Here is a 23,146-nt window from a genome sequence, read left to right as displayed (position 1 = left end):
CTGATCAGGAGTGCACGATGGACCTCAGCCGTCGTCAGTTCTTCAAGGTCGCTGGTATCGGCCTTGCTGGTTCGAGCCTGGGCGCGTTGGGCATGGCCCCGACAGCCGCTTTCGCCGAGCAGGTGCGCCACTTCAAGCTTGCCCACACTCGAGAAACCCGCAACACCTGTCCGTACTGCTCGGTCGGCTGTGGGTTGATCATGTACAGCCAGGGCGATGCAGCGAAAAATGTCGCGCAAAACATCATCCACATAGAAGGTGACGCCGACCACCCGGTCAACCGCGGCACCCTTTGCCCCAAAGGCGCAGGCCTGCTGGACTTCATTCACAGCCCCGGGCGCCTGCAATATCCGCAGGTACGCAAACCCGGCAGCTCGGAATGGACCCGCGTCTCCTGGGACGAAGCACTCGACCGCGTGGCGGACCTGATGAAGGCCGACCGCGACGCCAATTTCATCGAGAAGAATGCCCAGGGCCAAACGGTCAACCGCTGGTTGACCACCGGTTTCCTTGCGGCATCGGCGGCGTCCAACGAGGCGGGTTACATCACCCACAAGGTCATTCGCAGTCTCGGCATGCTGGGGTTCGATAACCAGGCGCGTGTCTGACACGGCCCGACGGTGGCAAGTCTTGCCCCGACGTACGGCCGTGGTGCCATGACCAACCACTGGACCGATATCGCCAACGCGAATCTGGTACTGGTGATGGGCGGCAACGCAGCAGAAGCGCACCCGTGCGGCTTCAAATGGGTGACCGAAGCCAAGGCGCACAACAAGGCGCGCTTGATCGTGGTCGATCCGCGTTTTACCCGGACCGCCTCGGTGGCCGATTACTACGCGCCGATTCGTACCGGCACCGACATCGCCTTCATGGGCGGGTTGATCAATTACTTGCTGACCGAGGACAAGATCCAGCACGAATACGTGCGTAACTACACCGACGTGTCGTTCATCGTCAAAGCCGGGTATGGCTTCGAGGACGGTATTTTCAGTGGCTACGATGTCGACAAGCGCCTGTACACCGATAAATCCGGCTGGGGCTACGAGCTCGGTGAGGACGGTTTCGTCAAGGTCGATCCGACGCTGCAAGACCCGCGTTGCGTCTATCAATTGATGAAGCAGCACTACAGCCGTTACAACATCGATCTGGCCAGCCAGATCTGTGGCATGCCGGTCGATGCCATGCAGAAAATCTGGGAGGAAATCGCCACTTGCTCGCAACCGGGCAAGACCATGACCATTCTCTATGCCTTGGGCTGGACCCAACACTCGATTGGCGCCCAGATCATCCGTAGCGCAGCGATGGTGCAATTGCTTTTGGGCAACGTCGGCATGCCGGGCGGGGGCGTGAATGCCTTGCGCGGGCACTCCAATATCCAGGGCCTGACCGACCTGGGGCTGCTGTCCAACTCACTGCCCGGTTATCTGACCCTGCCGGGCGACGCTGAACAGGATTACGCCGCCTACATTACCAAGCGTACGCAAGTCCCCTTGCGTCCGGGGCAGTTGTCTTACTGGCAGCATTACAGCAAGTTCCATGTGAGCTTGATGAAGTCCTGGTACGGCGCCAACGCCACCGTCGAGAACAACTGGGCTTTCGATTACTTGCCGAAACTGGACATTCCTCAGTACGACATCCTCAAGGTGTTTGACCTGATGGGCCAGGGCAAAGTCAACGGCTACATGTGCCAAGGCTTCAACCCCATCGCCGCGCTGCCCGATAAAAACCGGGTGATGGTTGCGCTGGCCAAGCTCAAATGGCTGGTGGTGATGGACCCGCTGGCCACTGAAACATCTGAGTTCTGGCAAAAAGTCGGGCCGTTCAACGACGTCAACAGCGCCGATATCCAAACTGAAGTGATACGCCTGCCCACCACCTGTTTCGCCGAAGAAGACGGTTCGCTGGTCAACAGCAGCCGCTGGCTGCAATGGCACTGGAAAGGTGCCGACGGTCCCGGCGAAGCACGCACCGACGTACAGATCATGAGTGAGCTGTTTCTGCGGTTGCGTCAGCGTTACCAGGCCAATGGCGGCAAATTCCCCGACCCGCTGCTCAAGTTGTCGTGGCCTTACAAGATCCCTGACGAACCTTCGCCCGAGGAACTGGCCAGGGAAATCAACGGCACGGCCATCACCGACATCACCGACGCCACGGGCGCGGCCATCAAGGCCAACGCCCAGCTGGCCGGTTTTGGTCAGCTCAAGGACGATGGCAGCACGGCGTCCGGTTGCTGGATTTTCTGTGGCAGCTGGACAGAGCTGGGCAATCAGATGGCTCGTCGCGACAACAATGACCCGTTCGGCATGCATCAGCATCAGGGTTGGGCGTGGGCCTGGCCGGCGAACCGGCGGATTCTCTACAACCGCGCTTCAGCGGACTTGCAGGGCAAACCGTGGGATCCGCACAAACGCCTGGTGTGGTGGAACGGCAAAGCGTGGGCCGGCACCGATGTGCCGGACTACAAGGCCGATGTGCCACCGGAAGCCGGGATGAATCCGTTCATCATGAACCCCGAGGGCGTGGCGCGTTTCTTCGCCGTCGACAAGATGAACGAAGGCCCGTTTCCCGAGCACTACGAACCGTTCGAAACGCCGATCGGCATCAATCCATTGCACCCGAGCAACAAAAAAGCCACCAGTAACCCGGCAGCGCGGATCTTCGATTCGGTGTGGGATACCCTCGGCGTTGCCAAGGATTACCCGTACGCCGCGACGAGTTACCGGTTGACTGAGCATTTCCACTTCTGGAGCAAGCACTGCAAGCTCAATGCGATTACCCAGCCTGAGCAGTTTGTGGAAATCGGCGAAGTGCTGGCCAAGGAAAAGGGGATCGTGGCCGGTGATCGGGTGCGGGTCAGCAGCAAGCGCGGGTTTATCGAAGCGGTGGCGGTGGTGACCAAACGGATTCGTCCGCTGCAGGTCAACAATCAGGTCGTGCATCAGATCGGCATCCCGCTGCACTGGGGGTTTACCGGCCTGACCCGTCACGGCTACCTGACCAACACCCTGGTGCCGTTCCTCGGCGATGGCAACACACAGACCCCGGAATCCAAGTCATTCCTGGTCAACGTGGAGAAAGTCTAAATGGCCAGCCAAGACATCATTGCCCGCTCGGCCACCACCACGCCCGCGCCATCGGTGCGTGGTGTGGAGGAAGTCGCCAAACTGATCGATACCACCAAGTGCATCGGCTGCAAGGCCTGCCAGGTCGCATGCTCGGAGTGGAACGAGCTGCGCGACGAGGTCGGCCACAACCTCGGCACCTACGACAACCCCCATGACCTGACTGCCGACACCTGGACCTTGATGCGTTTCACCGAGCATGAAACCGATGCCGGTAACCTGGAATGGCTGATCCGCAAGGACGGTTGCATGCATTGCGCCGAACCGGGTTGCCTGGCGGCATGCCCCAGCCCAGGGGCGATCATCAAACATGCCAATGGTATCGTCGATTTCGACCAGGACCATTGCATCGGCTGCGGTTACTGCATCACCGGTTGCCCGTTCAACATTCCGCGGATCTCGCAAAAAGACCACAAAGCCTACAAATGCACACTGTGTTCGGACCGTGTTTCGGTTGGCCTTGAGCCGGCCTGTGTAAAAACCTGTCCAACCGGTGCCATTGTGTTCGGTACCAAGGACGACATGAAGGAACACGCGGCTGAACGCATCGTCGACCTGAAAAGTCGTGGTTTCGACAATGCAGGTTTGTACGATCCCGAAGGGGTCGGCGGCACGCACGTCATGTACGTGCTGCATCACGCCGACACACCAAAGTTGTATGCCGGTTTACCGGATCATCCGGCGATCAGTCCCTTGGTGGGCTTGTGGAAAGGCATCAGCAAACCCTTGGCGCTGCTGGCCATGGGCGCGGCGGTGCTGGCCGGGTTCTTCCACTATGTGCGCATCGGACCGAACCGGGTCGAGGAAGATGAATACCCGGAACCGCCGGATACTTCGGTTCATCAGGTCGATCCTGCGGTGCACACCTATGACCCACGCGGGGAGGGCAGGCCATGAACAAGACCATCCTGCGCTACACCAGCAACCAGCGCACCAACCACTGGCTGGTGGCGATTCTGTTCCTGATGGCCGGGCTGTCCGGGCTGGCGTTGTTCCACCCGGCGCTGTACTGGCTGAGCAATCTGTTTGGCGGTGGCCCCTGGACTCGCATTCTGCATCCGTTCATGGGCGTATTGATGTTCGTGTTTTTCCTTGGGCTGGTGTTCAGCTTCTGGCGTTCCAACTACTTCATTGCCAATGATCGCCTGTGGCTGAGGCGCATCAATCGGGTGATGGCCAACAACGAGGAAGAAGTACCGCCGGTGGGCAAATACAACGCCGGGCAGAAGTTGCTGTTCTGGACTTTACTGCTGTGCATGCTGGTGCTGCTGTTCAGCGGCCTGGTGATCTGGCGTGCATATTTCAGTGCCTACTTCGGCATCAGCAGCATTCGCTGGGCCATGCTGCTGCATGCGCTGGCGGGTTTCGTGCTGATCCTGAGCATCATCGTGCACATTTATGCGGGCATCTGGATCAAGGGTTCGGTCAGCGCCATGACGCACGGTTGGGTCAGTCGTGCCTGGGCCAGGAAACACCACGAACTCTGGTATCGCCAAGTGACTCACGATGAGACGCGCGACGTACCTCCCGAGCGACCGATCACCAAAAAGGGCTGACGCTTGCCAACCATACTTGAACCCGGAGAAATCGAAGCGGCGGCCAGTTCGCCGCCGTTTCTGCACCTGCCACCGCATAACCTGTTCAGCCTGCGCGCAGCACGCCTGGAGCAATTGGCTGTGGATCATCCGTTGGCTGACTATTTACGCTTGATCGCAGACCTGTGTCGGGTGCAACAGCAGATCCTGGACGATCCGCCGCTTGGCGAGCCACTCGACGCACAACGCATCGAGCTTTGCCGACACCACGGATTGCCGCCGTTCGCCGCCGACAGCCTGACTCGCGAGGACGACTGGCAAGCGTATCTGGACGCCTTGCTGCAACGCTATGTACCGCCAGCGCAACCGGCGGTAAACGATGCATTGGCCACGTTGCGCACAGCCAGCCCGGGCCAGCGTCGTGCGTGGGCCGTGGCGCTGGTCAGCGGCCAATATTCGCTGGTGCCGGCAGCGTTGGTACCGTTTCTCGGTGCTGCCCTGCAAGCGGCCTGGAGCCATTGGCTGCTCCGCACGCCGAACCTGCAGCTCAAACCGGGCGACAGCCTCAGCCAATGCCCGTGTTGCGGCTCGCCGGCCATGGCCGGGGTGATTCGCAATCGTGGCAAGCACAACGGTCTGCGGTATCTGGTCTGCTCGTTGTGCGCCTGTGAATGGCACGTTGTGCGGGTCAAATGTGTGTATTGCGAGCAGAGCAAGGGCCTGGAATATCTCAGCCTTGAAGACGATCGCCACGCCGCCAACCAGGCACCGCTGCGCGCCGAAATGTGCCCGAGCTGCAACAGCTACCTGAAACTGCTCTACCTGGAAAACGATGCGGCCGCTGAAGCGTTGTCGGCGGATTTGAGCAGCTTGATGCTCGACATGCGCCTGGCCCAGGACGGCTATCAGCGCCTGGCACCGAACCTGTTACTGGCACCGGGAGACGAATGACCACAGCGTCTACACTCTGGCGCGACGGTCTTTCTATTTCAGGAGCGCCCGATGTCCGCCAGCGGTGCCAGTCCCAACCTGCGATTGCCTTCCATCGACAGCCTGTTGCGTCATCCGGCGTTTCAGCCTTTGGCCGAGCGTTATGGGCGCGACGCGTTGCTGGCGACGTTGCGACAATTGCTCGATGAATTGCGCGAAGCTGTACAACAGGGTCTGCTCCAGGCGATCGAAGTCAGTCCTGAAGTGTTGGCGGGCAGGGCGGGCGAACGGCTGCAGGTGCAACACCGCAGCCATGTGCGGCGGGTGTTCAACCTCACCGGAACCGTATTGCATACCAACCTTGGGCGGGCGTTGTTGCCGCTAGAGGCGATTGACGCAGTACAAATGGCCGCACGCTACCCGCTCAATCTGGAATTCGACCTCAACAGTGGCAAACGCGGTGACCGCGACGATCTGATCGAAGGCTTGATCCGCGAACTGACCGGTGCCGAAGCAGTGACGGTGGTCAACAACAATGCCGCCGCCGTGCTGCTGACCCTCAACAGCCTGGGCGCGCGCAAGGAAGGCATCATCTCTCGGGGTGAATTGATCGAAATCGGCGGTGCCTTCCGCATTCCCGACATCATGGCCCGCGCCGGGGTAAAACTGCATGAGGTCGGCACCACCAACCGTACCCACGCCCGCGACTATGAAGCCGCCATCGGCCCGCGCAGCGGTTTGATCATGCGGGTGCACGCGAGCAACTACAGCATTCAGGGCTTCACTGCTTGCGTACCGACTGCCGAGCTCGCACAACTGGCGCACCGGCATGGGTTACCGCTGCTCGAAGACCTTGGCAGTGGCAGCCTGCTGGACCTGACGCGCTGGGGGTTGCCTGCTGAACCGACGGTGCGCCAGGCGCTGCTCGATGGTGCGGATATCGTCACCTTCAGCGGTGACAAATTGCTCGGCGGGCCGCAGGCCGGGTTGATTGTCGGGCGCAAGGAACTGATCGGCAAAATCAAGAAGAACCCGCTCAAACGCGCGTTGCGAGTCGACAAACTGACCCTGGCCGCCCTTGAAGCGGTGCTCGGCTTGTACCGCAATCCGGATCGACTGGCCGAACGTCTGCCAAGTCTGCGCTTGCTGACCCGGCCACAGGCCGACATCCTCGCCCAGTCCGAGCGCCTGCAACCGGCCTTGGCCAAACAATTGGGCGAAGGCTGGAATGTCAGCGCGACGGCGGCGTTGGGGATGATCGGCAGCGGCAGCCAACCGGTGGCGAGATTACCGAGCGCCGCGCTGTGCCTGCGCCCGAACACTAGCAAGCGATTGCGCGGACGCTCGCTGATGGCGCTGGAATCTGCTTTGCGGGCATTGCCGATTCCGGTGCTCGGGCGCATCGATGACGACGCCCTGTGGCTCGACTTGCGGCAACTCGATGATGAACCGACGTGGCTGGCGCAGCTCGATCAATTGAAAGTGGAGGACCGGGCAGGGTGATTGTCGGCACGGCGGGGCACATCGACCATGGCAAGACTGCGTTGCTCCAGGCCCTGACCGGGCAGGCGGGCGACCGGCGCCGGGAAGAGCGCGAGCGCGGCATGACCATCGACCTTGGCTATCTCTACGCCGAGCTGGTGCCCGGCGCACCGCTGACAGGTTTCATTGATGTGCCGGGTCATGAGCGCTTCACCCACAACATGCTGGCCGGGGCGCAGGGCATCGATCTGGTGTTGCTGGTGGTGGCTGCCGATGACGGCGTGATGCCGCAAACCCGCGAACATCTGGCCATCGTCGAACTGCTTGGCATCGCCCGTTGCATTGTGGCGATCACCAAGTGCGACCGGGTCGAACCTTCCCGAGTGAACATCGTGCGCGAGCAGGTCAGCGCATTGTTGGCACCTGGGCCTTATGCGGCAGCGCCATTGATTGCGCTGTCGAGCGTCACCGGGCAGGGCGTAGACACCTTGCGCGAGGCGCTGCTGCAAGCGCAAAACCAGGTCGCGCAACACGGAATCGACGGTGGTTTTCGGCTGTCCATCGACCGGGCATTCAGTGTCGCCGGCGCCGGTATCGTGGTGACCGGCACGGCCGTGTCCGGCCAGGTCGCGGTGGGCGATACACTGATGCTCGGCCCGCTCGGCAAAACCGTGCGCGTGCGCGGCTTGCATGCGCAAAATCAGGCGGCCGATGTGGCAGTGGCCGGGCAGCGTGTTGCGTTGAACATCAGCGGCGAACGCCTGGCGCTGGAGCACATGAATCGCGGTCAGTGGCTGGTGTCAGAGTGGCTGTACGCGCCGACTCAGCGCCTGGACATCGACTTTCAGTTACTCCCCGCTGAGCCACGCGCGTTTGAGCATTTTCAGCCGGTTCACGTACACATCGGCACTCATGACGTTACCGGGCGCGTGGCATTGCTGGAGGGCGCGAGCGTGGCACCGGGCGAGCGGATGTTGGCGCAGATCCTGCTCAATTCGCCGGTGCAAGCCGTGAAGGGCGATCCACTGATCGTGCGTGACCAGAGCGCGCAACGGACCCTCGGCGGTGGACGCGTACTTGACCCGTTCGCCCCCAGCCGACATCGCCGCAGCCCGGAGCGACTGGCGCAGTTGCAGGCGTTGGCCGCGAGTAATCGCCTGGAAGATGCCCTGCCGGTGTTACTGGCCAACAGCGCTACCGGGTTCGATCCGCAACGTCTGGAGCGCCAGTTCAACCAGCTTCGAGCGAACTGGTCACTGCCCGATGACGTGCGCCTGATCGAATCACGGCAGTCTACCGTGTTGTTCAGCACCACCCGGTGGCAGACATTGCAGGATGAGCTGTTGCAACACCTGACACGCTTTCATCAAATGGAACCCGATCAAATGGGGCCGGACCGCGATCGCTTGCGTCGATTCGCCGGTTTTGCCCTCGACCGCTCGACATTCATGAGCCTGCTCGACCATCTACTCAGCCATGGCGCCATCACTGCGAGTGGGCCGTGGCTGCATTTGCCCGACCACCAGGTGCGCCTGAGCGCGGCGGATGAAGCGATGTGGCTGCAATTGCAGCCGCTGTTCGACGCGGCGGGTTTCGATCCGCCATGGATACGCGAGCTGGGCCACGACGAAGCCGCTGTGCGATTGTTGCTGCGCAAAATGGCCAGGCTTGGGCGGGTGCATCAGATCGTGCGTGACTTGTTTTACACCGACGCAACGCTCCATCGTCTGGCGGCTATGCTGTTGCAACTGGCCGATGAGAATCCGGTGATCCAGGTCTCGGCATTTCGTGATGCCGTGGGGCTGGGCCGCAAGCGCAGCATTCAGATTCTCGAATACTTCGATCGGCTGGGCCTGACGCGACGCGTTGGCGATCGTCGCCAGATTCGTCCGGACAACGCCCTGGCCCGGCGAACCGGGCACTGAATTGAGGAAGGTAATCGCGCCCGGTGGCGCGGCCGGGCTTCAAACCCGGTTGGGGACGGCATCCGTTCCCGGGCAGGTTCGACTCCGGCTACCTTCCGCCACTTTCCTGCGCTGATTATCGACAGTCATACATTCATCACATTTGCCGATGAGCAACTATGCTGGGCATACCGACACTCTATCTTTCCAGTGCACTGCCAGGAGATATCCATGGTGCCCCTACCGCTTTCAGAGAAGGCCTTGTCCCGCGGCTTGCTGGATGTCCTGATCCGCGCAGGACTGATTGTTGTGCTGGTGTTGTTCTGTTTCGAGATTTTCAGGCCGTTCCGCGATTTGATGTTGTGGTCGGTGATCCTGGCGATCACGTTGTATCCGCTGCAAAAGCGTCTCAGAGGCCCGTTGGGGCACAAGGACGGGCGCATTGCGACGTTCATCGTGCTCGTGGCAATCATCATTCTGATGGTGCCGATTTACCTGCTGGGAACCTCGATTGCCGACTCAGTGGAAAATGCCATCAGCGTCGTCAAGGACGAGGGCGTGCATATTCCGGCGCCGGCGGCATCCGTGGCGCAATGGCCGCTGGTGGGTGACCGGGTGTTTGCGCTATGGCAGCAAGCGGCAACTGACCTTCCCGGGCTAACCGCCAAATACATCCCGCAAATCAAGGGCGTCAGCCTGGGCCTGCTGGGCAAACTGGCCGGTGTGGGCATGGGTTTTCTGACCTTTATTTTCGCGCTGATCATTGCCGGGATTTTCATGGCCTACGGCGAAGCCGGCAGCCGTGCTTCCGTGCAGATTGCCTCGCGCATCAACGGGCCGGAGAAGGGCGCCAGCGTCGCCGCCTTGTGCACGGCAACCATCCGTGCCGTGGCGCTGGGTGTCGTCGGTATCGCTTTCATTCAGATGTTGCTGGTCGGGCTCGGCTTTGTCCTCAAGGGCGTGCCGGGGGCGGGCCTGCTGGCCCTGGCGGTGCTGTTGCTGGGGATCATGCAATTGCCCGCGACGCTGATTACCGTGCCGGTGATCGCCTATGTCTTTGCCACGGAAGGCCCCAGCACGGTCACCATCATCTTTGCGATTTACGTCTTCGTTGCCGGCCTGGTGGACAACGTCCTCAAGCCATTGTTGTTGGGGCGTGGGGTGGACGTACCCATGCCGGTGGTACTGATCGGCGCCTTGGGCGGCATGGTCACCAGCGGCATCATCGGTTTGTTCATTGGTCCGGTGGTGCTGGCGGTCGGGTATCAGCTTTTCTGGCAGTGGGTGCGCGATTCACCGGCATGAACTTCAGCCCGTCGGTTCAGCCGTACAGGTCAATATTCCCGAGCCCGGTTTCTGGAACAGGACGCCACTGCCGTCCTGCCGGAAGCTGTAGGTTCCCTGCAAATCCTTGCCAATGTATTGAGTACCAACGTCACTCGGCACCTGGTTCAAGGTGATCGAGCTATTGGCCCACGCCAGGTAAACGACACCTGGCTGGGTGGTGAAGAAAGTCGCGGAAACCAGTGCGTTCAGCCCGTTACAGCGAAATGCCAGAGGGCCTTCGGTGAGTCGGTATGGGTCTTTGGTCCTGACGATTGCCGAACCTTGGCGCAGCTGGTGCGCGCGCTGGGCATAACTGCTGATCGTGCATGACCGGGGGTCAGGCCTGGAGGCACATTGGTTACGGGCATCGACCCAGAACTGCTGGTCGATCAGTACTTTATCCGGGCGCGGAACTGAATGTTCATCCGTCAGCGCCAGGCGATAAAGACGCATCAATTCGACATCCATCTGCGCCAGTTGCGCGTCGCGACAGATCAGCTTCTCGACCGTAGCCGTTGCCTTGGTGCAATCGTAACTGGTGGCAAAGGATGCGGCTTGGGTGCAGGGGACCGTCACCAGGCAAACGCTGGCAGCGGACACAGCGGCCAAGCAGGCCATGAGCGTTTTCATGTTGGCGTCACCCAGATCACCGGATTGCCTTGGGACCCATCGATCCGTTGAGTAGTCATTGGAACGCGGCTGTATCGCAGTGTAAGTCAGTGTTCAGAACTTGCCACGCCGACTGACGGCTGGGTGCGCGCAAAGGGCTGGCGCAGAGCAGCCACAAAAACTGCACTAAGCCACCTTGGGAGACATGTTCACGCGCAATCCGCCGACTTCTTTCGGCCGGCCTGACTATCCTTCAAAGGTCGGATACAGGTCCGCAGTAGCGCGGCGACCATTGGCTGGAGCGGGAGATGCCCGATGTTGTCCTTGTTCTCTGAAAGTCCCTTGATGGGCGGCCTGCTCCTGATCCTCATTGATATGGTGATGTGGCGTGTGGTCGGTTCCCACCGGTACAACTGGAAAGTACTTGCGCGGGTGGTGATTTTTACCTTGTACAGCGCGCTGTTGTTCCATCAAGGCTTGAGCCCATGGGAGCCGGGGCCTGCGGTCGATGACGCGACGCTGCAGTTCGCGACCACCGTGCTGCAGATCATGTGGTGGTTGTTCGGCGCACGCACCCTGACAGTCATCATCGGTGCGGTGATGATGTACCGGGTAGGGCACACCGGGCGCTTGCTCCAGGATCTTCTCGGCGCAGTGATTTTCCTGGTAGCGGTCATCGCCGCCCTGGCGTATGTGCTCAATCTGCCGGTCAAGGGCGTTCTGGCAACGTCCGGCGCCTTGGCGATCATTGTCGGTCTGGCCCTGCAAAGCACCCTCAGCGATGTGTTCTCCGGGATCGTCCTGAACACCACCAAGCCTTATCAAATCGATGACTGGATCGCCATCGACGGCACCGAAGGCCGGGTCACCGATATCGACTGGCGTGCCACGTTCCTGCAAACCTCTCAGGGCAACATGATCGTGATCCCCAACTCGATGGCGGCCAAGGCCAAGATCACCAATTTCAGTCGGCCCAGCGATATGTTCGGGGTCTCGATCAGCTTGCTGATCAGCCCCCTTGTGCGCCCGAACCGGGTGTTCGATGCCCTTGAACGCGCGGCGCAAGGCTGCCGCATCCTGTTGACCAAACCGGCACCGAAAGTGACGATCAAGAGTACCGGTAGCAATGGCGTGGAGTACGAAGTCAGCGGCTTCGTGGTGTCGATGGATCAGAAGCGAAATGTGCGCAACCAGCTCTACGATCTGGCGTATCGGCATTTGCAGGCGGCCGGTATCAACTGGTTGTCGACTGTCGAAACCAGTTTGCCCCCGGTGCAATCAAAAGCCCGGGGCTTGCTGGACAACGCGAGCATCTTCGCGACAACGTTGAGTGAGGAAGAAAAAGACGACGTCAGCCAGGCCATGACCCGGCAGATTTTTCAGCCAGGTGAAGTGATTTTGCCGGCCAACCAGGTCAGCGATCACTTGTACATCATCGAATCGGGCGTAGTGACGGTGGCCTTGAGCCGCGCCGGTGTGAAGTTCGAAGCCGGGCGCATGGGCCCCGGCGAAGTGATTGGCGAAGGCGGGATCGTCTCGGGTACGGCGCTGCCAGCGGAATTTGCCGCACTGACGTTCTGCAACCTGTACCGGATCGACAAGGAATTCTTCAGGCCGTGCGTTGAGGCCCGCCATGACATCGGTGAAGCGATGAAAGCGTTGCTGGATTTCCGCTTGCAGATCGCCCACACCATGACCCAGGAAGAACCGAAGGCCATCGAGAAAAAAGGCTTTTTGCAGTGGTTGCGTAGGCGGGGGTGATTGGACAATTGCCTCCGCTTCAGTGGCCTTGACCAGACGGCCGCTCGCCAATGATCAAGCCGCGAATGGCGTTGATCGCTCGTTCGCGGGCGCTTTGCAGCATTTGTGGAGACAGCAGCGGCGGCTGCAGAGGGCCTTGTGACAAGGGCATGACGCCGAGTGCGAGGTGCGCCTGTTCGAATTGGCGTTCCCGCCTGATCAAGCCGCCCGACACGAGTTTGAAATAGAACCTGCTGAATCCCTCCTGCTGCTTGGGCGTGCCACGCACCCCCGTTGTCCGGTCAATCACTCCCAGGCGCTGTTCCAGAGCGTGGCGAAGTCGGGCTTTGCGGTTGCGTTGGATCGGCAACGGAAAAACCGCGACCGGGCGTCCGGTCATGCAAGCTTCCGTCAGCATCGAAAGGCTGTCGCCGGTGACGATAAAACCATCGGCCAGGGCCAGAAACGCAGGATAAGGATTGTCTTGGGTCTCACCGAATCGATACGACCAGCATGGAACGTCAATGACCGACAGCAAGGTATCGGTGGTCGTTGCGGATGAGCGCGGGCTGGTCGATAACAAAATCGAGCCCCCCATGGCTTTGACCGCTGCATTGGCTTCAACACCGAGTCGTTGCACTGCCTGCGTGTCCATGCAGTAGGGAGAGGCGCTGGCTCCCACGAGTACGGCGATCCAGGGGCGCGGCAGTGAAGCGAAACGCTGTCGCCATTGCTCCAGTTGCGCCTGATCGAGAGCACGCGGGTTCATGTATGGCGCAGGGAGGTCGACAACGTTATCCGCCAGGGCCAACCCATATTGCGGGGTGGAAAGGACCAGGTCGAATCGCCACAACGGAACCTGGGCACGTCCCACATGCACCAGTTGTGTCGTGCCTTTGGAGCGATGTTTGATCCATTGGGCAATCTGGGCGCTGCGTCGCCCCGAACTGAAGACCAGGTCTGGCCAAGGTGCGTTCAGGCCAGGAATTGGCCGTCTGGGCAGCTTGCTTCCCAGCAGGGCGTCGAGCAGATAAGAACGCGGTGGAATGGTGATCCGTTTGCATTCGTAAGGCCAACCCAAGGCGTCCGCCATGGCAATCAGCTGCGCATTGTCACCGGCATGATTGCTCAGCAGCACCCATACCTTAGGACTTTCGGCGGTCTTGAGCCGCAGCGCATAGTCAGCGACGAAGCGCTGCGTGTGCCCCTTTTCATCGACGCAGTCGAGCTGCCAGCACCGATCGGGATAACGCCGCGCGATGCGTCGCAGAAGCCGGCGCCAACCGCTGACAGAACTGATCATCGAGCCATTGCCACTGAGCCTGGCCTTGACGTAGAGCATTCGCGTGGCCAGTGCGAACAGGCGATCCACGACCCAGGGCAGGTCTTCCGGCGCCAGCTTTTCAAGATCATGCGCAGCGATGAAATCCTGAGCAGGTAAATCGACCTGGCGCAGCTGTTCCACATCGAGTTGCCGAACAGCAGGGCCGAATGCCGGCGTTTGTTGCCACGGCCCGATCAGCCCGAACTTCGCACACTGCAGGTTACGGCTGCGCAGCATGACATCCTCTGGCATCAGCGCCGGTTGTGCAGTGGCTTCGCGCTTGAGCTGGAAGAATCGCGGACTGGGTTCGGCTGCCGTGTAGAGCTCATACCCGGTTGCGTCTGCCGCTTCTTCAAGGCTGAGGAAAATTTCGGCATAGGGATGGATTTGATAGCTGTATTGGGCAGGCAGCGGTCGCCAGGGTTGTAGATGCAGCGTCGTGTAATGCAACAACCGGGATTCGCCGTGTTTGTACTCCAGGTCCCGGGCGTGCCAGATGGCATCCAGTATTCCGAAGTTCCCCGGAATGTCTGACGCAGCCGCATGCAGCTTTTTCTTACTGATCGTGGTGGCGGCTTTCATATTCCAGCAACGCTGCATCCGCTCGCAATCGATGAGCATGACTGCCGTTTCTCTGGGCGCGAGCGCCAGATAGCCGTGTTCACCCATCGGTTGGTCGAACAGCTCGGCCGGGTCGGCGGTGTAGAGCTGATCGACGTCGTTGTACAACGCGCGGCCGTGGCGCCCGGCCAGGTCCGGAATAGCGAAGCGATAATTGGTGAAACCGGTACGCCAGCCGGTCTGATCGAAACCGGGCAGGCCAGTCATGCGGTAAATTTCGTAGCGCCGATCCGGGTTTCGCACTTGCGCCAGCGCAAAGACAAAAATGCGTTCGGCACGGTACTGCGCAGGCTCGGTCCCAAGGAATATACGCACGGCGGGGGCTTGCGGTGCGCCGGCCCTGGCCGCCAGGACTATCGGCTCGATGCGGGGAATCGCCACGGGTTGCCCACTGTTCGTTTCGACGATGGGGTCGAGGGTGTCAATGCTTGAGGATGGCTGTACTGAACCCTCCAAGCGCATGGGCGTTTCCTCCGAAAATTGGTTTTCAGAAGCATAGAGCGAAAATCCGAGGCGTCGAGAATAAAACTTCGTCGCGATACTGATTGAATTGAGCCGATGGGCGGGCGTCCTCAGTCCAATCATTGATCTAGTCTACCAAGCACGCCCTCACTGATCGAAGGGTGCTAGTGGTTCAGATCCTGGACTTGGGGAGCCTGGAAATATGGGGTTATTCGAACAACGCACCCGTACAACCGCAATTATTTTGAGTGCCGGACAAGGACGACGGCTACTTCCATATACAGCGAATTCTCCCAAATGCCTGATCGAAGTCGGCGGGCTGCGGGTCATTGAATGGCAGATTGATGCGTTGTTGGCTGCCGGAATAAGCCGGATCACCGCCGTGATTGGCTACGGGGCAGGCCAGGTTGAACAGGTTCTGAACGAGCGCTATGGGCCGGGCGTCATCTCGACGATCTACAATCCGTTCTTCGAGGTCGCCGACAATCTGGCCAGTTGCTGGATGGCTCGCCATGTCATGCATGATGATTTCATCTTGCTCAATGGCGATACGTTGTTCGAACAGCCGGTGCTGGAGAGGCTGCTGGAGGCGCCTGTCAGACCGATTACACTCGCGATCGACAAGAAGTCGGCTTATGACAGCGACGATATGAAGATCCAGCTCGCCGGTGAACGGATCAGTGCTGTCAGCAAGCAGATTGCGCTCGATAAGGTCGACGGGGAATCCATCGGCATGATGCATTTCCAGGCGGGCGGAGGACCGTTGTTTCGCAATGCGCTGGAAGAAAGTATGCGCCGTCCCGAAGCCCTGCAAATGTGGTACTTGAGCATTATCAATTACCTCGCAGCGACGACAGGGCAGGTGTTCGCGCAATCCATCGAAGGACTGGACTGGAATGAGCTGGACTTTCCCGCCGACCTCCAGGCTGCGCAGGCAATGGTCGAGTTTTGGGCGGGCCGCAAATATGGCACGGCCTTCTCCCTCGCTGAGGAAGCGAAGGAGAGTTCCTGACGGTGACGCAACCCCGTTAATTTGCGCTCGCAACCCCGGGCAACAGACAGTCGCAGCGAATTTCTTCGCAGCGCTCGAATGCGCTTTGCAAGGAAGAGTATTCCCAGCGCTCAACGTTAACTTGCCTTGTCAGTTTATCCAGATGGATTCGATTGAATGAGTTGGGGGCATTGCCACGCAGGCGTGACGAGAGCGTGGTGCCGGCCTGCACCCCCCAGATTTCCTTGGACAGCCCGGCATATTGCGTGCTGAGTGCCAGCACATAGGGCAGATGGATATGCCCTCCCATCACCACATCGAGCCCTGACGAAGCCCAACGCTCCAGTGCAGCCCGTGCACCGATCTGCAAATTGCGCCGGTCGGACGCGACGATAGCGCCGAACGGTTGATGAGCGACAACGATGCGCAACTTTTGCCGATCGCACCTCTGCAGTCGCTCAGCCACTTCCTCAACTTGTCGGGCAGTGACCTTGCCTGCCTTGCGCCGTGAAGGATGCGTTGTGTTCAAGCCGATGATCAATGCATCGTCATTTTCGAAAATGGGTGCCAGATTGCTGTCGATGTACCGGTGATAATTCCCATAGGGTGAAAACACGCGCGCGAGCAGGTTGTACAGGGGGATATCGTGATTGCCGGGAATCGTCAGCACCTGAGGTATTCCGTAATCCTTGATGCGCTGGATGAATGCCTGCGCCGAGGCGAACTGAGCGCGTCTGGCGCGTTGCGTAATGTCCCCTGAAAACAGCACCAGATCGGCGCCATGCGCCTTGACGTGCGATTCAAAGGCTTGCACGACGAGGGGCAGTTCCGTGCCGAAATGCGTGTCGGAGATATGCAGAAGACTGGTCATCGTTGTTGGAAATCCTCTGTGCCGGGGCGTGCTGGGTGCTTACTGAGGGACCCGTGGGCGTCGCTATGGTTCAAGACCACGCTCCCAGGCACGGTGGTTGCGGCGCGCGTCCTGAATGAACGGCGACCAGCGAATCAGCCGGAGCACAATCCTGTTGAGCAACGTACCCCGCGCATTGAGCGGTCGTTCGACGTCGAGAAACAGAACCACGCGAGTCCCGGTCGTATCGTTCCAGACTTGATGCCGGTAGGTGTCATCGAATATCAGGCATTTGCCACTTTCCCAATGGCGGATCTGATCGCCGACCTGGATTCGGCAGCTCTCCCGGGGCTCAGGCACCACCAGCCCCAGGTGCACGCGCAGCAGCCCGTTGTAAGGGCCTCGATGCAGGGGAATATGTTTGCCCGGGGCCAGGATCGAAAAGAACGCGGTAAACATGCCCGGTATGGCTTCGACGATCCTCGTGGTGTCAGGGCAGCGGGCGCAGTTCTTGTCCATCTTGTAGCCATAGCCGTAGAGGAAATAAGTTTTCCACTTGTCGTCCTGGGTAATGTTGCGTTGATCTTTAGAAATGTCTTGAAAATTGGGCAACCGGTCGCGGTCATCCAGGACGACTTCGAGCTCCTTGAGAATGCTTGGCCAGTTCGCTTCCAGCTCCGTCACCCAGGCAAACTGTCGGGGCTCGAAGAAAGGGCTGTCGCCCACCGTGGAGTTTCGCAGGATGGTCTTTTCCAGGCGCTTGATGATCCACAAACCGAGCGCCACGCTGGGGCGATGTTTGCGCTTGGTGGGTGGGGTGCTGACGCGTACGTTGTCTCTATCCATGGTCGCCCTCTGTTGTTCGAGTCGGCAAGGCGCATTTCTTAGCGTAGCCGGCGGCTTTTGAGCAGGCGCCAGAGCAGGGGCCAGCCAAAGACCAGTGGAAAACGACGCAACCGATGAGTCACGACGATGGGCTCACCCAAGTGACGCTCCAGCTTCCAGACAAGGTAGTCGACACCGTTTTCGAAGGTAAAAAACGATTTGACCAAGCGTGCCACGTTCAAGGTTCGTCCCTGAATCCGCCGCAACTTCCACAGTCGCTCATGACGGCGGCGTGCTGCCGGCGGACAGAGGTTGCGATAGCGATCCGTTGCGTGCGCACAGACGGCCATTTGCTTCACCGCAGGCGCTGCGGCTTGAGTGATGCGCGAGTAATAATTCATGTCATGCCTGACCAGCTGCCTGGGCCGATCGGCTGATTCCGGGCGCAACTCGGTCCGGTAGGTCAGCGACAGGGATTGTTCCCAAAGCGTAAAACTGTCGAATTGATCCGGTAAATGAGCGATGCAGCGTCCCAGCAGCGTCATCACCGCTTGAGCCAGCGCAAAGTGGATACGCCTTTGCGTTTCCCCGTCCTTGAAATACACCAGTCGGCACGGTTGGGCGAAACGGCCCCAGAGGTAGCTTTGGAACCACGAACGAGTGCCTGTCTCGAAGTCCTGCAGCGAGAGAATGGCGCATTTTGCGTGGAGCATCCGGCCATCGGGCGTTGCAGCGCTGATGACGACTACCGTAGGCGGAAGCCATGCATTGGCCAGTTGTTGCAAGCGTTTGGGATGAGCATGCGCGTAACTGTCAACCAGCGCATACAAATCGACCATGCCATCACTCAGATCGCCATTGCGCAGACAAGAACCGTAGACCAGCAACCCGACCAATGCACCGCCCAGGCGTGCATGCACGGCCTGGGCGATGCCGTCCAGATCAGCGGGCATCGGCTGCGTGCATTGCGCCCTGACCTGTTCGAGCAAGGCCACGGGCGGCGGTAGGCAATCAAAGGCTCGCATCGGCTCTCAGGGGTCCTAAAAGGTCATGAAGCGGATCGGGGCCGTGGCGGCCAGGGTGATCGTGCCTTGTGCTGGAAAAATTTCACCGTCGAGCACGTATTCGTCAGCGCCACCGAGATCCATCCGGGTGAAATTGTGGCTGAAGTAGCCATCTTGCTCCTTGATCAGCGAGACGGCCCGGCCCCAGAGCAAGAGCGGCAGGACCAGGGCCAGGCGCCGGGGCCGATGCGCGATGGCGGTCAGATGTATGGGCTGCGGTTCGGTGCCCCAATAGGGCCTGCTTCCGGCAAGAAGACGGTCCAGGGTGGTGGCAAACACCACCAGCCAGTCACGTTCCCAGACACCACGATGAGTGCCCAGGCGGGCGGGCAACGCGCAAAACAGGTCGTGTGGCAGGTTGTGCAGCGCAGAAAACAGCATTCGACCCAAGGCCAGTGTCGGCCCCAGCGCCCCGGGTACGCGCTTGGGCCGCAGCGTTCGATGGTAGTAACGCACGCCGTTCACGACTGCGCCGACGCCGAAGAACATTCCGAATTGCGCCGCATGTTGCAACCCGCTATCAACGCGAAGCGCAGCACGCGATACGACTTTTGCGGCGGTTGCATCGCCGGCGAGCCAGGCGGATAAGCCCGTCAAGGCCTTTTCGGCGCTCAGGCGCGCCCCCAGATCGATCGCGCTCATATTGGTGGTGCCACCCGGAATGACCAGTACGGTTGGCAGGCACGCAGGTTCTTGGCTCAGCAGAAAGGAGATCGCGGCTTGCAAGGTCCCATCGCCACCCACAACGACCAGCAGGTCACTCTCCCGGAGCTGAAAATCGCACACGGCATCGGCGATCTCATCGGCCGAGGTGGCTTCGAGCACAGAGGCGCCGGGGACGTCGCGGGCGAGAAGACGAAACCTGGGCAAGGCACGTCGCAGGGTGCCGCTGCAAGGGTTGAGCAAGATGCCGATTTTCTGCGGCCGCGGACAAGCGTCACGCATCATTGAGGCCCGAGCGCGGCGCAAACATCCGCACGATCAAGCGGTCGCGCTCGGCGGCCATGTCGATTCGGCTGAGCCAGGGCTGCGGCGGGTGGCCCCGGTGTTTCAAGACAATGGCGGACACTGTGCGAACCCCCAGCACCAGTGTCGAAACACAGGTCCAGACGGCCACCCAAATCAATCCCGTGTCATGGGCATCCACCGCCCACAAGCAGGTCAGTATCAGTAGATTGGGATTACGCCGCGCAGTGACAAGCCTGTTGAGCGAGTCGAACGGGCGCCACAGAAACATTGAAAAGGGCGCGGCGAACTTGAACGCACCTTCGCACAACCGCCCTGCGACATAGCCCAGGAAAATGGCCCAGAGCACGGGGTTGAGCGGTATGTCCGAGTCCCAGGTCGCCGCATAGCCCATTCCCCAGGCGATATACCAGAGCGGCGGGTGAATCAGGTCCAGGCCATGGTCGAAAATATTGCCGAAGCGGGTGGAGGTGACAGTGACGCGTGCCAGTTTGCCGTCGACCGTATCGAGAAACGTCATCAGCCAGCCGGCCACCAGGCCCGCACCGAAATGCCCGTGCCAGAACAGCACACCCGCCAGAATGGCCAGCACATAGCTGGCTGCCGTGACCTGGTTGGGGCTGAGCCCAAGCCGCACGCACCAGACGGTGGCCCAGCGCGCCGGGACAGGCCAGATCGCTCGGGTTATGAAGTCAGTGACACCTTTGTAGGATCCGTTGAACAGCGACTTTTCAAGGTGCGCTTGATTGCTGTCGGTGATTTGCGCGACCCACGGAGGATCGAACTTGCGCAGTTGGGTCTGCATGGCGGTGGCCACGGTAGCGGGAACCACTTTACGCAATCCGGCGACGGCGTCGGTATCCAGGCTGGGCAGGTGCGCGAGTCGCTCCACGCTGGCATGGGCGGCAACGATGGCGCCGGTCTTGGGGTCTTGCAGGGCGACCTCAGGCGTTTTCAACAACCCCCGCAACACCCGATCATCGTAAAGGTAATCTTCGCGCAGCAGCACGACCTCGCCTTGTGCCGGCAATGGCTCGTCTGCATCGCAGAGGTGGGCGTCGGGAAACTTTGCGAGCATACGGCCCACTCGTTCTCTGGAGGTGAGGCCCCACAGACGCACCGGGCTGCTACAGATCAGGTATACGAGAGTCTTCATTGTTCAGCGCCCTGTTCATTGAAATAGCGTGGGCAGTCTCAGCGACTGCCCCGGTCCATGTAACCCACCATCCCGATCGCCACCGCGAGCAAGACCAGTGCCGGCCCCAAGGTAGTGATCAGTGTGTTCATCTTTAGCAGAAGACCAAGGTTTACGATGATCTGATTACTTACATAGACCATTAACCCGACCAGCGCACCCAACGCCAGCCGCGCCCCCAGGTTGGGTGAGCGCGGTTGTGCGAAGGCAAACGGGATGGCGAACAGGATCATCGCCAGGGTCAGGATCGGCCGCCCGAGTTTTTGCCACATCGCCATTTCATATTGCGCCGAGGGCTGGCCCGAACCTTTGAGGTAGGCGATGTAACGATAGAGTTGGCGCACGGACAGGCTTTCAGTCGGCAGGGTAATGTCGCCCAGTCGCGCTCCGCCAAAAATCGAATGCCAAACCATATGATCGAGTTGCTGTGTCGTTTCGGTGCCCTGATCCCACTGTTTGACCTGGACGTTGTTCAAACGCCATTGGCCTGCGTCCTGTATGTCCGCCGACTCTGCAAAGAGGTAGGACACCAGTGAGCGGTCGTTGTCGAACCGGAAGATTTCGATATTGACCGGCAGCCGTTTGTGCTGAAGATTGCCCACCCGCACGATTTGGTCGTCCTGGCGAGCCCAGACGCTTCCCTGGTCGTTGCTGGCCTGAGCACCGGCGGACATGGCTTCGTTGCGCAACTCCAGGCCATTTTGCTGCAGGGGAGAGGCCACCCATTCATCCAGCGCCGCCCATGCCAACGCCAGCGCGAGCCCGGCCAGCGTCGCCGTGAACCCGATACGGGCAATCGACAGGCCAGTGGCGCGCATGACAGTCAGTTCCCGGGTGGCGGCCAACTGCCCGAGCGCGGCAATGCCGCCGAGCAGGGCGATGAACGGGCCAAGCTCAACGATACGACGGGGCAGGGTCATGAAGACGACTTCGATCGCCTGGCTCAATCGGTAGCCGTCAGCAGTCACATCATCGAGTTCGCCCACCAGGTCGAGGGTGGTGAACAACGGCAGCAACAGCGCTGCGGCAGCGGCGAAACCGAAGAACACATGACGGGTGATGTAGCGATCGAGGATTTTCATCGCAGGCCGAACCGAAAGAGTGCCAGATCCCGCGCCAGGAAAATCAGCAGCGCCAGACTCATCAACAGCGGCACGATCCACAACCCCGGGTACAGGGGCAAGGTGCTGTTGCCCACCATTGTCTTGCAGATGTCCGCTGCGTAATAAATCAGGGCGAACGCGGCTGTTACGGGCAGCAGGGTGGCGAATCGTCCCTGTCTGGGCCGGGTGCGACTCAACGGAATGGCGAGTAATGCAAGGATGGTCGCGCTCACGCCCCGCGTCTGGCGCCACTGCAGTTCGGCCTTGTCCAACGGTGCGCTGGAAGCCTCCAGCACCTGGTTGGGAGCCGCCTTGCGCTTGCCTTCGGCAGCCCTTTCGATGGGCAGCAAGTGCAGCCGCATGTGCTCGAATTTTTCTGAAATATCCTTTGAGGTGCTGTGCTTGAGCAAGTAGGAATGGCCTTGCGTCAGTTCCACGACCGGATCGTCTGGATCGGGATCCAGAATGCGCGCTTGTGCGGAACGAAACACACGGGTTTTCGAGTCGCCCGGGTCATAGATCAGTACATCGTGGAGCCGGCCATCGGTGCGATCGATCCGCTCTGCCAGAATCATCCTGCCGTTTTCGTTATTCAGGTTGAAGCGTTGCGCTTGCAGATGATTGACGTCCAGATCTGTTCGCGACTGCTGTTCCAGTACATAGGCCTGCGTGTAGGCCCAGGGACGCCCGTAAAGCGAGAGCATGGCCACCGCCAGCGAGATCGGTATTGCCAATAACAGGACAGCCCGATAGATGCGCAGCGGGTTTGCCCCCGAGGCCGATATCGCAATGATTTCGGAATCGTGGCACAGGCGCCCGACCGCCAGGGTCACCGAGGCATACAACGCCACCGGCACCAGCATTTCCAGCGCAATCAGTACCTTGTAGAACACCATTTGCAGCACGGCCTGCAAAGCGAGGGTTCCCTGTACCGCGTCAGACAGGTAGCGCTCTGCGGAATAACTGGCAAAGATGAACACCAGGATGCTGACCATCACCAACACCGGTCGACGGATCTCGGCGATCACATAGCGTTCGATCAGAAACATAATCCGGACCCTGCCAACGCTCGCGAAACCGCGGAGCGTTGCCATCCA

At 60.2% G+C, this 23,146-nt stretch carries 18 protein-coding genes and 1 tRNA gene; 10 read left to right on the top strand and 9 right to left on the bottom strand.

Annotated elements, in window-relative coordinates:
• The first annotated feature begins 17 nt into the window (after window positions 1-17).
• The 8 genes from fdnG to ASD60_RS18395 all read left to right on the top strand — a co-directional run bounded on the left by fdnG (window position 18) and on the right by ASD60_RS18395 (window position 10,278).
• Window positions 18-3,083: a formate dehydrogenase-N subunit alpha gene (gene fdnG / locus ASD60_RS18430; protein WP_153189007.1), complete on the top strand. Its 3,066-nt coding sequence runs from the start codon at window positions 18-20 to the stop codon at window positions 3,081-3,083.
• On the top strand, window positions 3,084-4,019 hold the full coding sequence (gene fdxH, locus ASD60_RS18425) for a formate dehydrogenase subunit beta (RefSeq protein ID WP_056855373.1): 936 nt from the start codon (window positions 3,084-3,086) through the stop codon (window positions 4,017-4,019).
• Window positions 4,016-4,678 (top strand): formate dehydrogenase subunit gamma, encoded by a 663-nt coding sequence (locus ASD60_RS18420; RefSeq protein ID WP_056855372.1) that lies wholly within the window; start codon window positions 4,016-4,018, stop codon window positions 4,676-4,678. Before fdxH ends, ASD60_RS18420 begins: the two co-directional genes overlap by 4 nt.
• Before the next feature lie 3 nt (window positions 4,679-4,681).
• A complete protein-coding gene (gene fdhE, locus ASD60_RS18415; RefSeq protein ID WP_056855371.1) occupies window positions 4,682-5,608 on the top strand; it encodes a formate dehydrogenase accessory protein FdhE in 927 nt (308 codons plus the stop codon).
• A gap of 51 nt (window positions 5,609-5,659) precedes the next feature.
• Complete coding sequence (selA, locus tag ASD60_RS18410) at window positions 5,660-7,090, top strand: L-seryl-tRNA(Sec) selenium transferase (RefSeq protein WP_056855370.1); 1,431 nt, start codon at window positions 5,660-5,662, stop codon at window positions 7,088-7,090.
• Complete coding sequence (gene selB / locus ASD60_RS18405; RefSeq protein ID WP_056855369.1) at window positions 7,087-8,994, top strand: selenocysteine-specific translation elongation factor; 1,908 nt, start codon at window positions 7,087-7,089, stop codon at window positions 8,992-8,994. The genes selA and selB overlap by 4 nt, the downstream gene beginning before the upstream one ends.
• A gap of 5 nt (window positions 8,995-8,999) precedes the next feature.
• Window positions 9,000-9,095: transfer RNA gene (locus ASD60_RS18400), tRNA-Sec, on the top strand.
• Window positions 9,096-9,204: 109 nt separating this feature from the next.
• Window positions 9,205-10,278 (top strand): AI-2E family transporter, encoded by a 1,074-nt coding sequence (locus ASD60_RS18395; protein ID WP_056855368.1) that lies wholly within the window; start codon window positions 9,205-9,207, stop codon window positions 10,276-10,278.
• A 3-nt stretch (window positions 10,279-10,281) separates the two neighbouring features.
• Here ASD60_RS18395 and ASD60_RS18390 read toward each other — a convergent pair whose 3' ends face one another.
• The gene (locus ASD60_RS18390) at window positions 10,282-10,929 is read right to left on the bottom strand and encodes an MliC family protein (RefSeq protein ID WP_056855367.1); all 648 of its coding nucleotides are present in this window, start codon (window positions 10,927-10,929) and stop codon (window positions 10,282-10,284) included.
• A 294-nt stretch (window positions 10,930-11,223) separates the two neighbouring features.
• Here ASD60_RS18390 and ASD60_RS18385 point away from each other — a divergent pair, with 294 nt between their 5' ends.
• A complete protein-coding gene (locus tag ASD60_RS18385; RefSeq protein ID WP_056855366.1) occupies window positions 11,224-12,669 on the top strand; it encodes a mechanosensitive ion channel family protein in 1,446 nt (481 codons plus the stop codon).
• A gap of 19 nt (window positions 12,670-12,688) precedes the next feature.
• Here the strand turns inward: ASD60_RS18385 and ASD60_RS18380 are convergent, their stop codons facing one another.
• Window positions 12,689-14,974, bottom strand: coding sequence for an ELM1/GtrOC1 family putative glycosyltransferase (locus ASD60_RS18380; RefSeq protein WP_236708485.1), 2,286 nt, complete (start codon window positions 14,972-14,974; stop codon window positions 12,689-12,691).
• A gap of 283 nt (window positions 14,975-15,257) precedes the next feature.
• On the opposite strand from ASD60_RS18380, the gene ASD60_RS18375 reads away from it, so the two are divergent.
• Complete coding sequence (locus tag ASD60_RS18375) at window positions 15,258-16,067, top strand: phosphocholine cytidylyltransferase family protein (protein ID WP_056855364.1); 810 nt, start codon at window positions 15,258-15,260, stop codon at window positions 16,065-16,067.
• Window positions 16,068-16,083: 16 nt separating this feature from the next.
• Here the strand turns inward: ASD60_RS18375 and ASD60_RS18370 are convergent, their stop codons facing one another.
• From ASD60_RS18370 to lptF, 7 genes are all read right to left on the bottom strand, one after another.
• A complete protein-coding gene (locus ASD60_RS18370; protein WP_056855363.1) occupies window positions 16,084-16,917 on the bottom strand; it encodes a metallophosphoesterase family protein in 834 nt (277 codons plus the stop codon).
• 63 nt (window positions 16,918-16,980) lie between these two features.
• Window positions 16,981-17,742 (bottom strand): aspartyl/asparaginyl beta-hydroxylase domain-containing protein, encoded by a 762-nt coding sequence (locus tag ASD60_RS18365; RefSeq protein ID WP_056855362.1) that lies wholly within the window; start codon window positions 17,740-17,742, stop codon window positions 16,981-16,983.
• A 38-nt stretch (window positions 17,743-17,780) separates the two neighbouring features.
• Entirely contained in the window at window positions 17,781-18,746 is a 966-nt protein-coding gene (locus ASD60_RS18360; protein WP_056855361.1) for a hypothetical protein, read from the bottom strand.
• A 15-nt stretch (window positions 18,747-18,761) separates the two neighbouring features.
• On the bottom strand, window positions 18,762-19,733 hold the full coding sequence (locus ASD60_RS18355) for a diacylglycerol/lipid kinase family protein (protein WP_236708484.1): 972 nt from the start codon (window positions 19,731-19,733) through the stop codon (window positions 18,762-18,764).
• Window positions 19,723-20,829: a CDP-alcohol phosphatidyltransferase family protein gene (locus ASD60_RS18350; RefSeq protein WP_236708483.1), complete on the bottom strand. Its 1,107-nt coding sequence runs from the start codon at window positions 20,827-20,829 to the stop codon at window positions 19,723-19,725. Before ASD60_RS18350 ends, ASD60_RS18355 begins: the two co-directional genes overlap by 11 nt.
• Window positions 20,830-20,945: 116 nt before the next feature.
• Window positions 20,946-22,028 (bottom strand): LPS export ABC transporter permease LptG, encoded by a 1,083-nt coding sequence (gene lptG, locus ASD60_RS18345; protein WP_056855359.1) that lies wholly within the window; start codon window positions 22,026-22,028, stop codon window positions 20,946-20,948.
• The gene (gene lptF / locus ASD60_RS18340) at window positions 22,025-23,098 is read right to left on the bottom strand and encodes an LPS export ABC transporter permease LptF (protein ID WP_056855358.1); all 1,074 of its coding nucleotides are present in this window, start codon (window positions 23,096-23,098) and stop codon (window positions 22,025-22,027) included. Before lptF ends, lptG begins: the two co-directional genes overlap by 4 nt.
• Between the last annotated feature and the right edge of the window lie 48 nt (window positions 23,099-23,146).

Origin of the sequence: Pseudomonas sp. Root562 (assembly GCF_001427125.1) — a bacterium.
GTDB lineage: Bacteria > Pseudomonadota > Gammaproteobacteria > Pseudomonadales > Pseudomonadaceae > Aquipseudomonas.
Note: the sequence above shows the minus strand (reverse complement) of the source record. Positions and strands in the feature narration are given on the sequence as shown.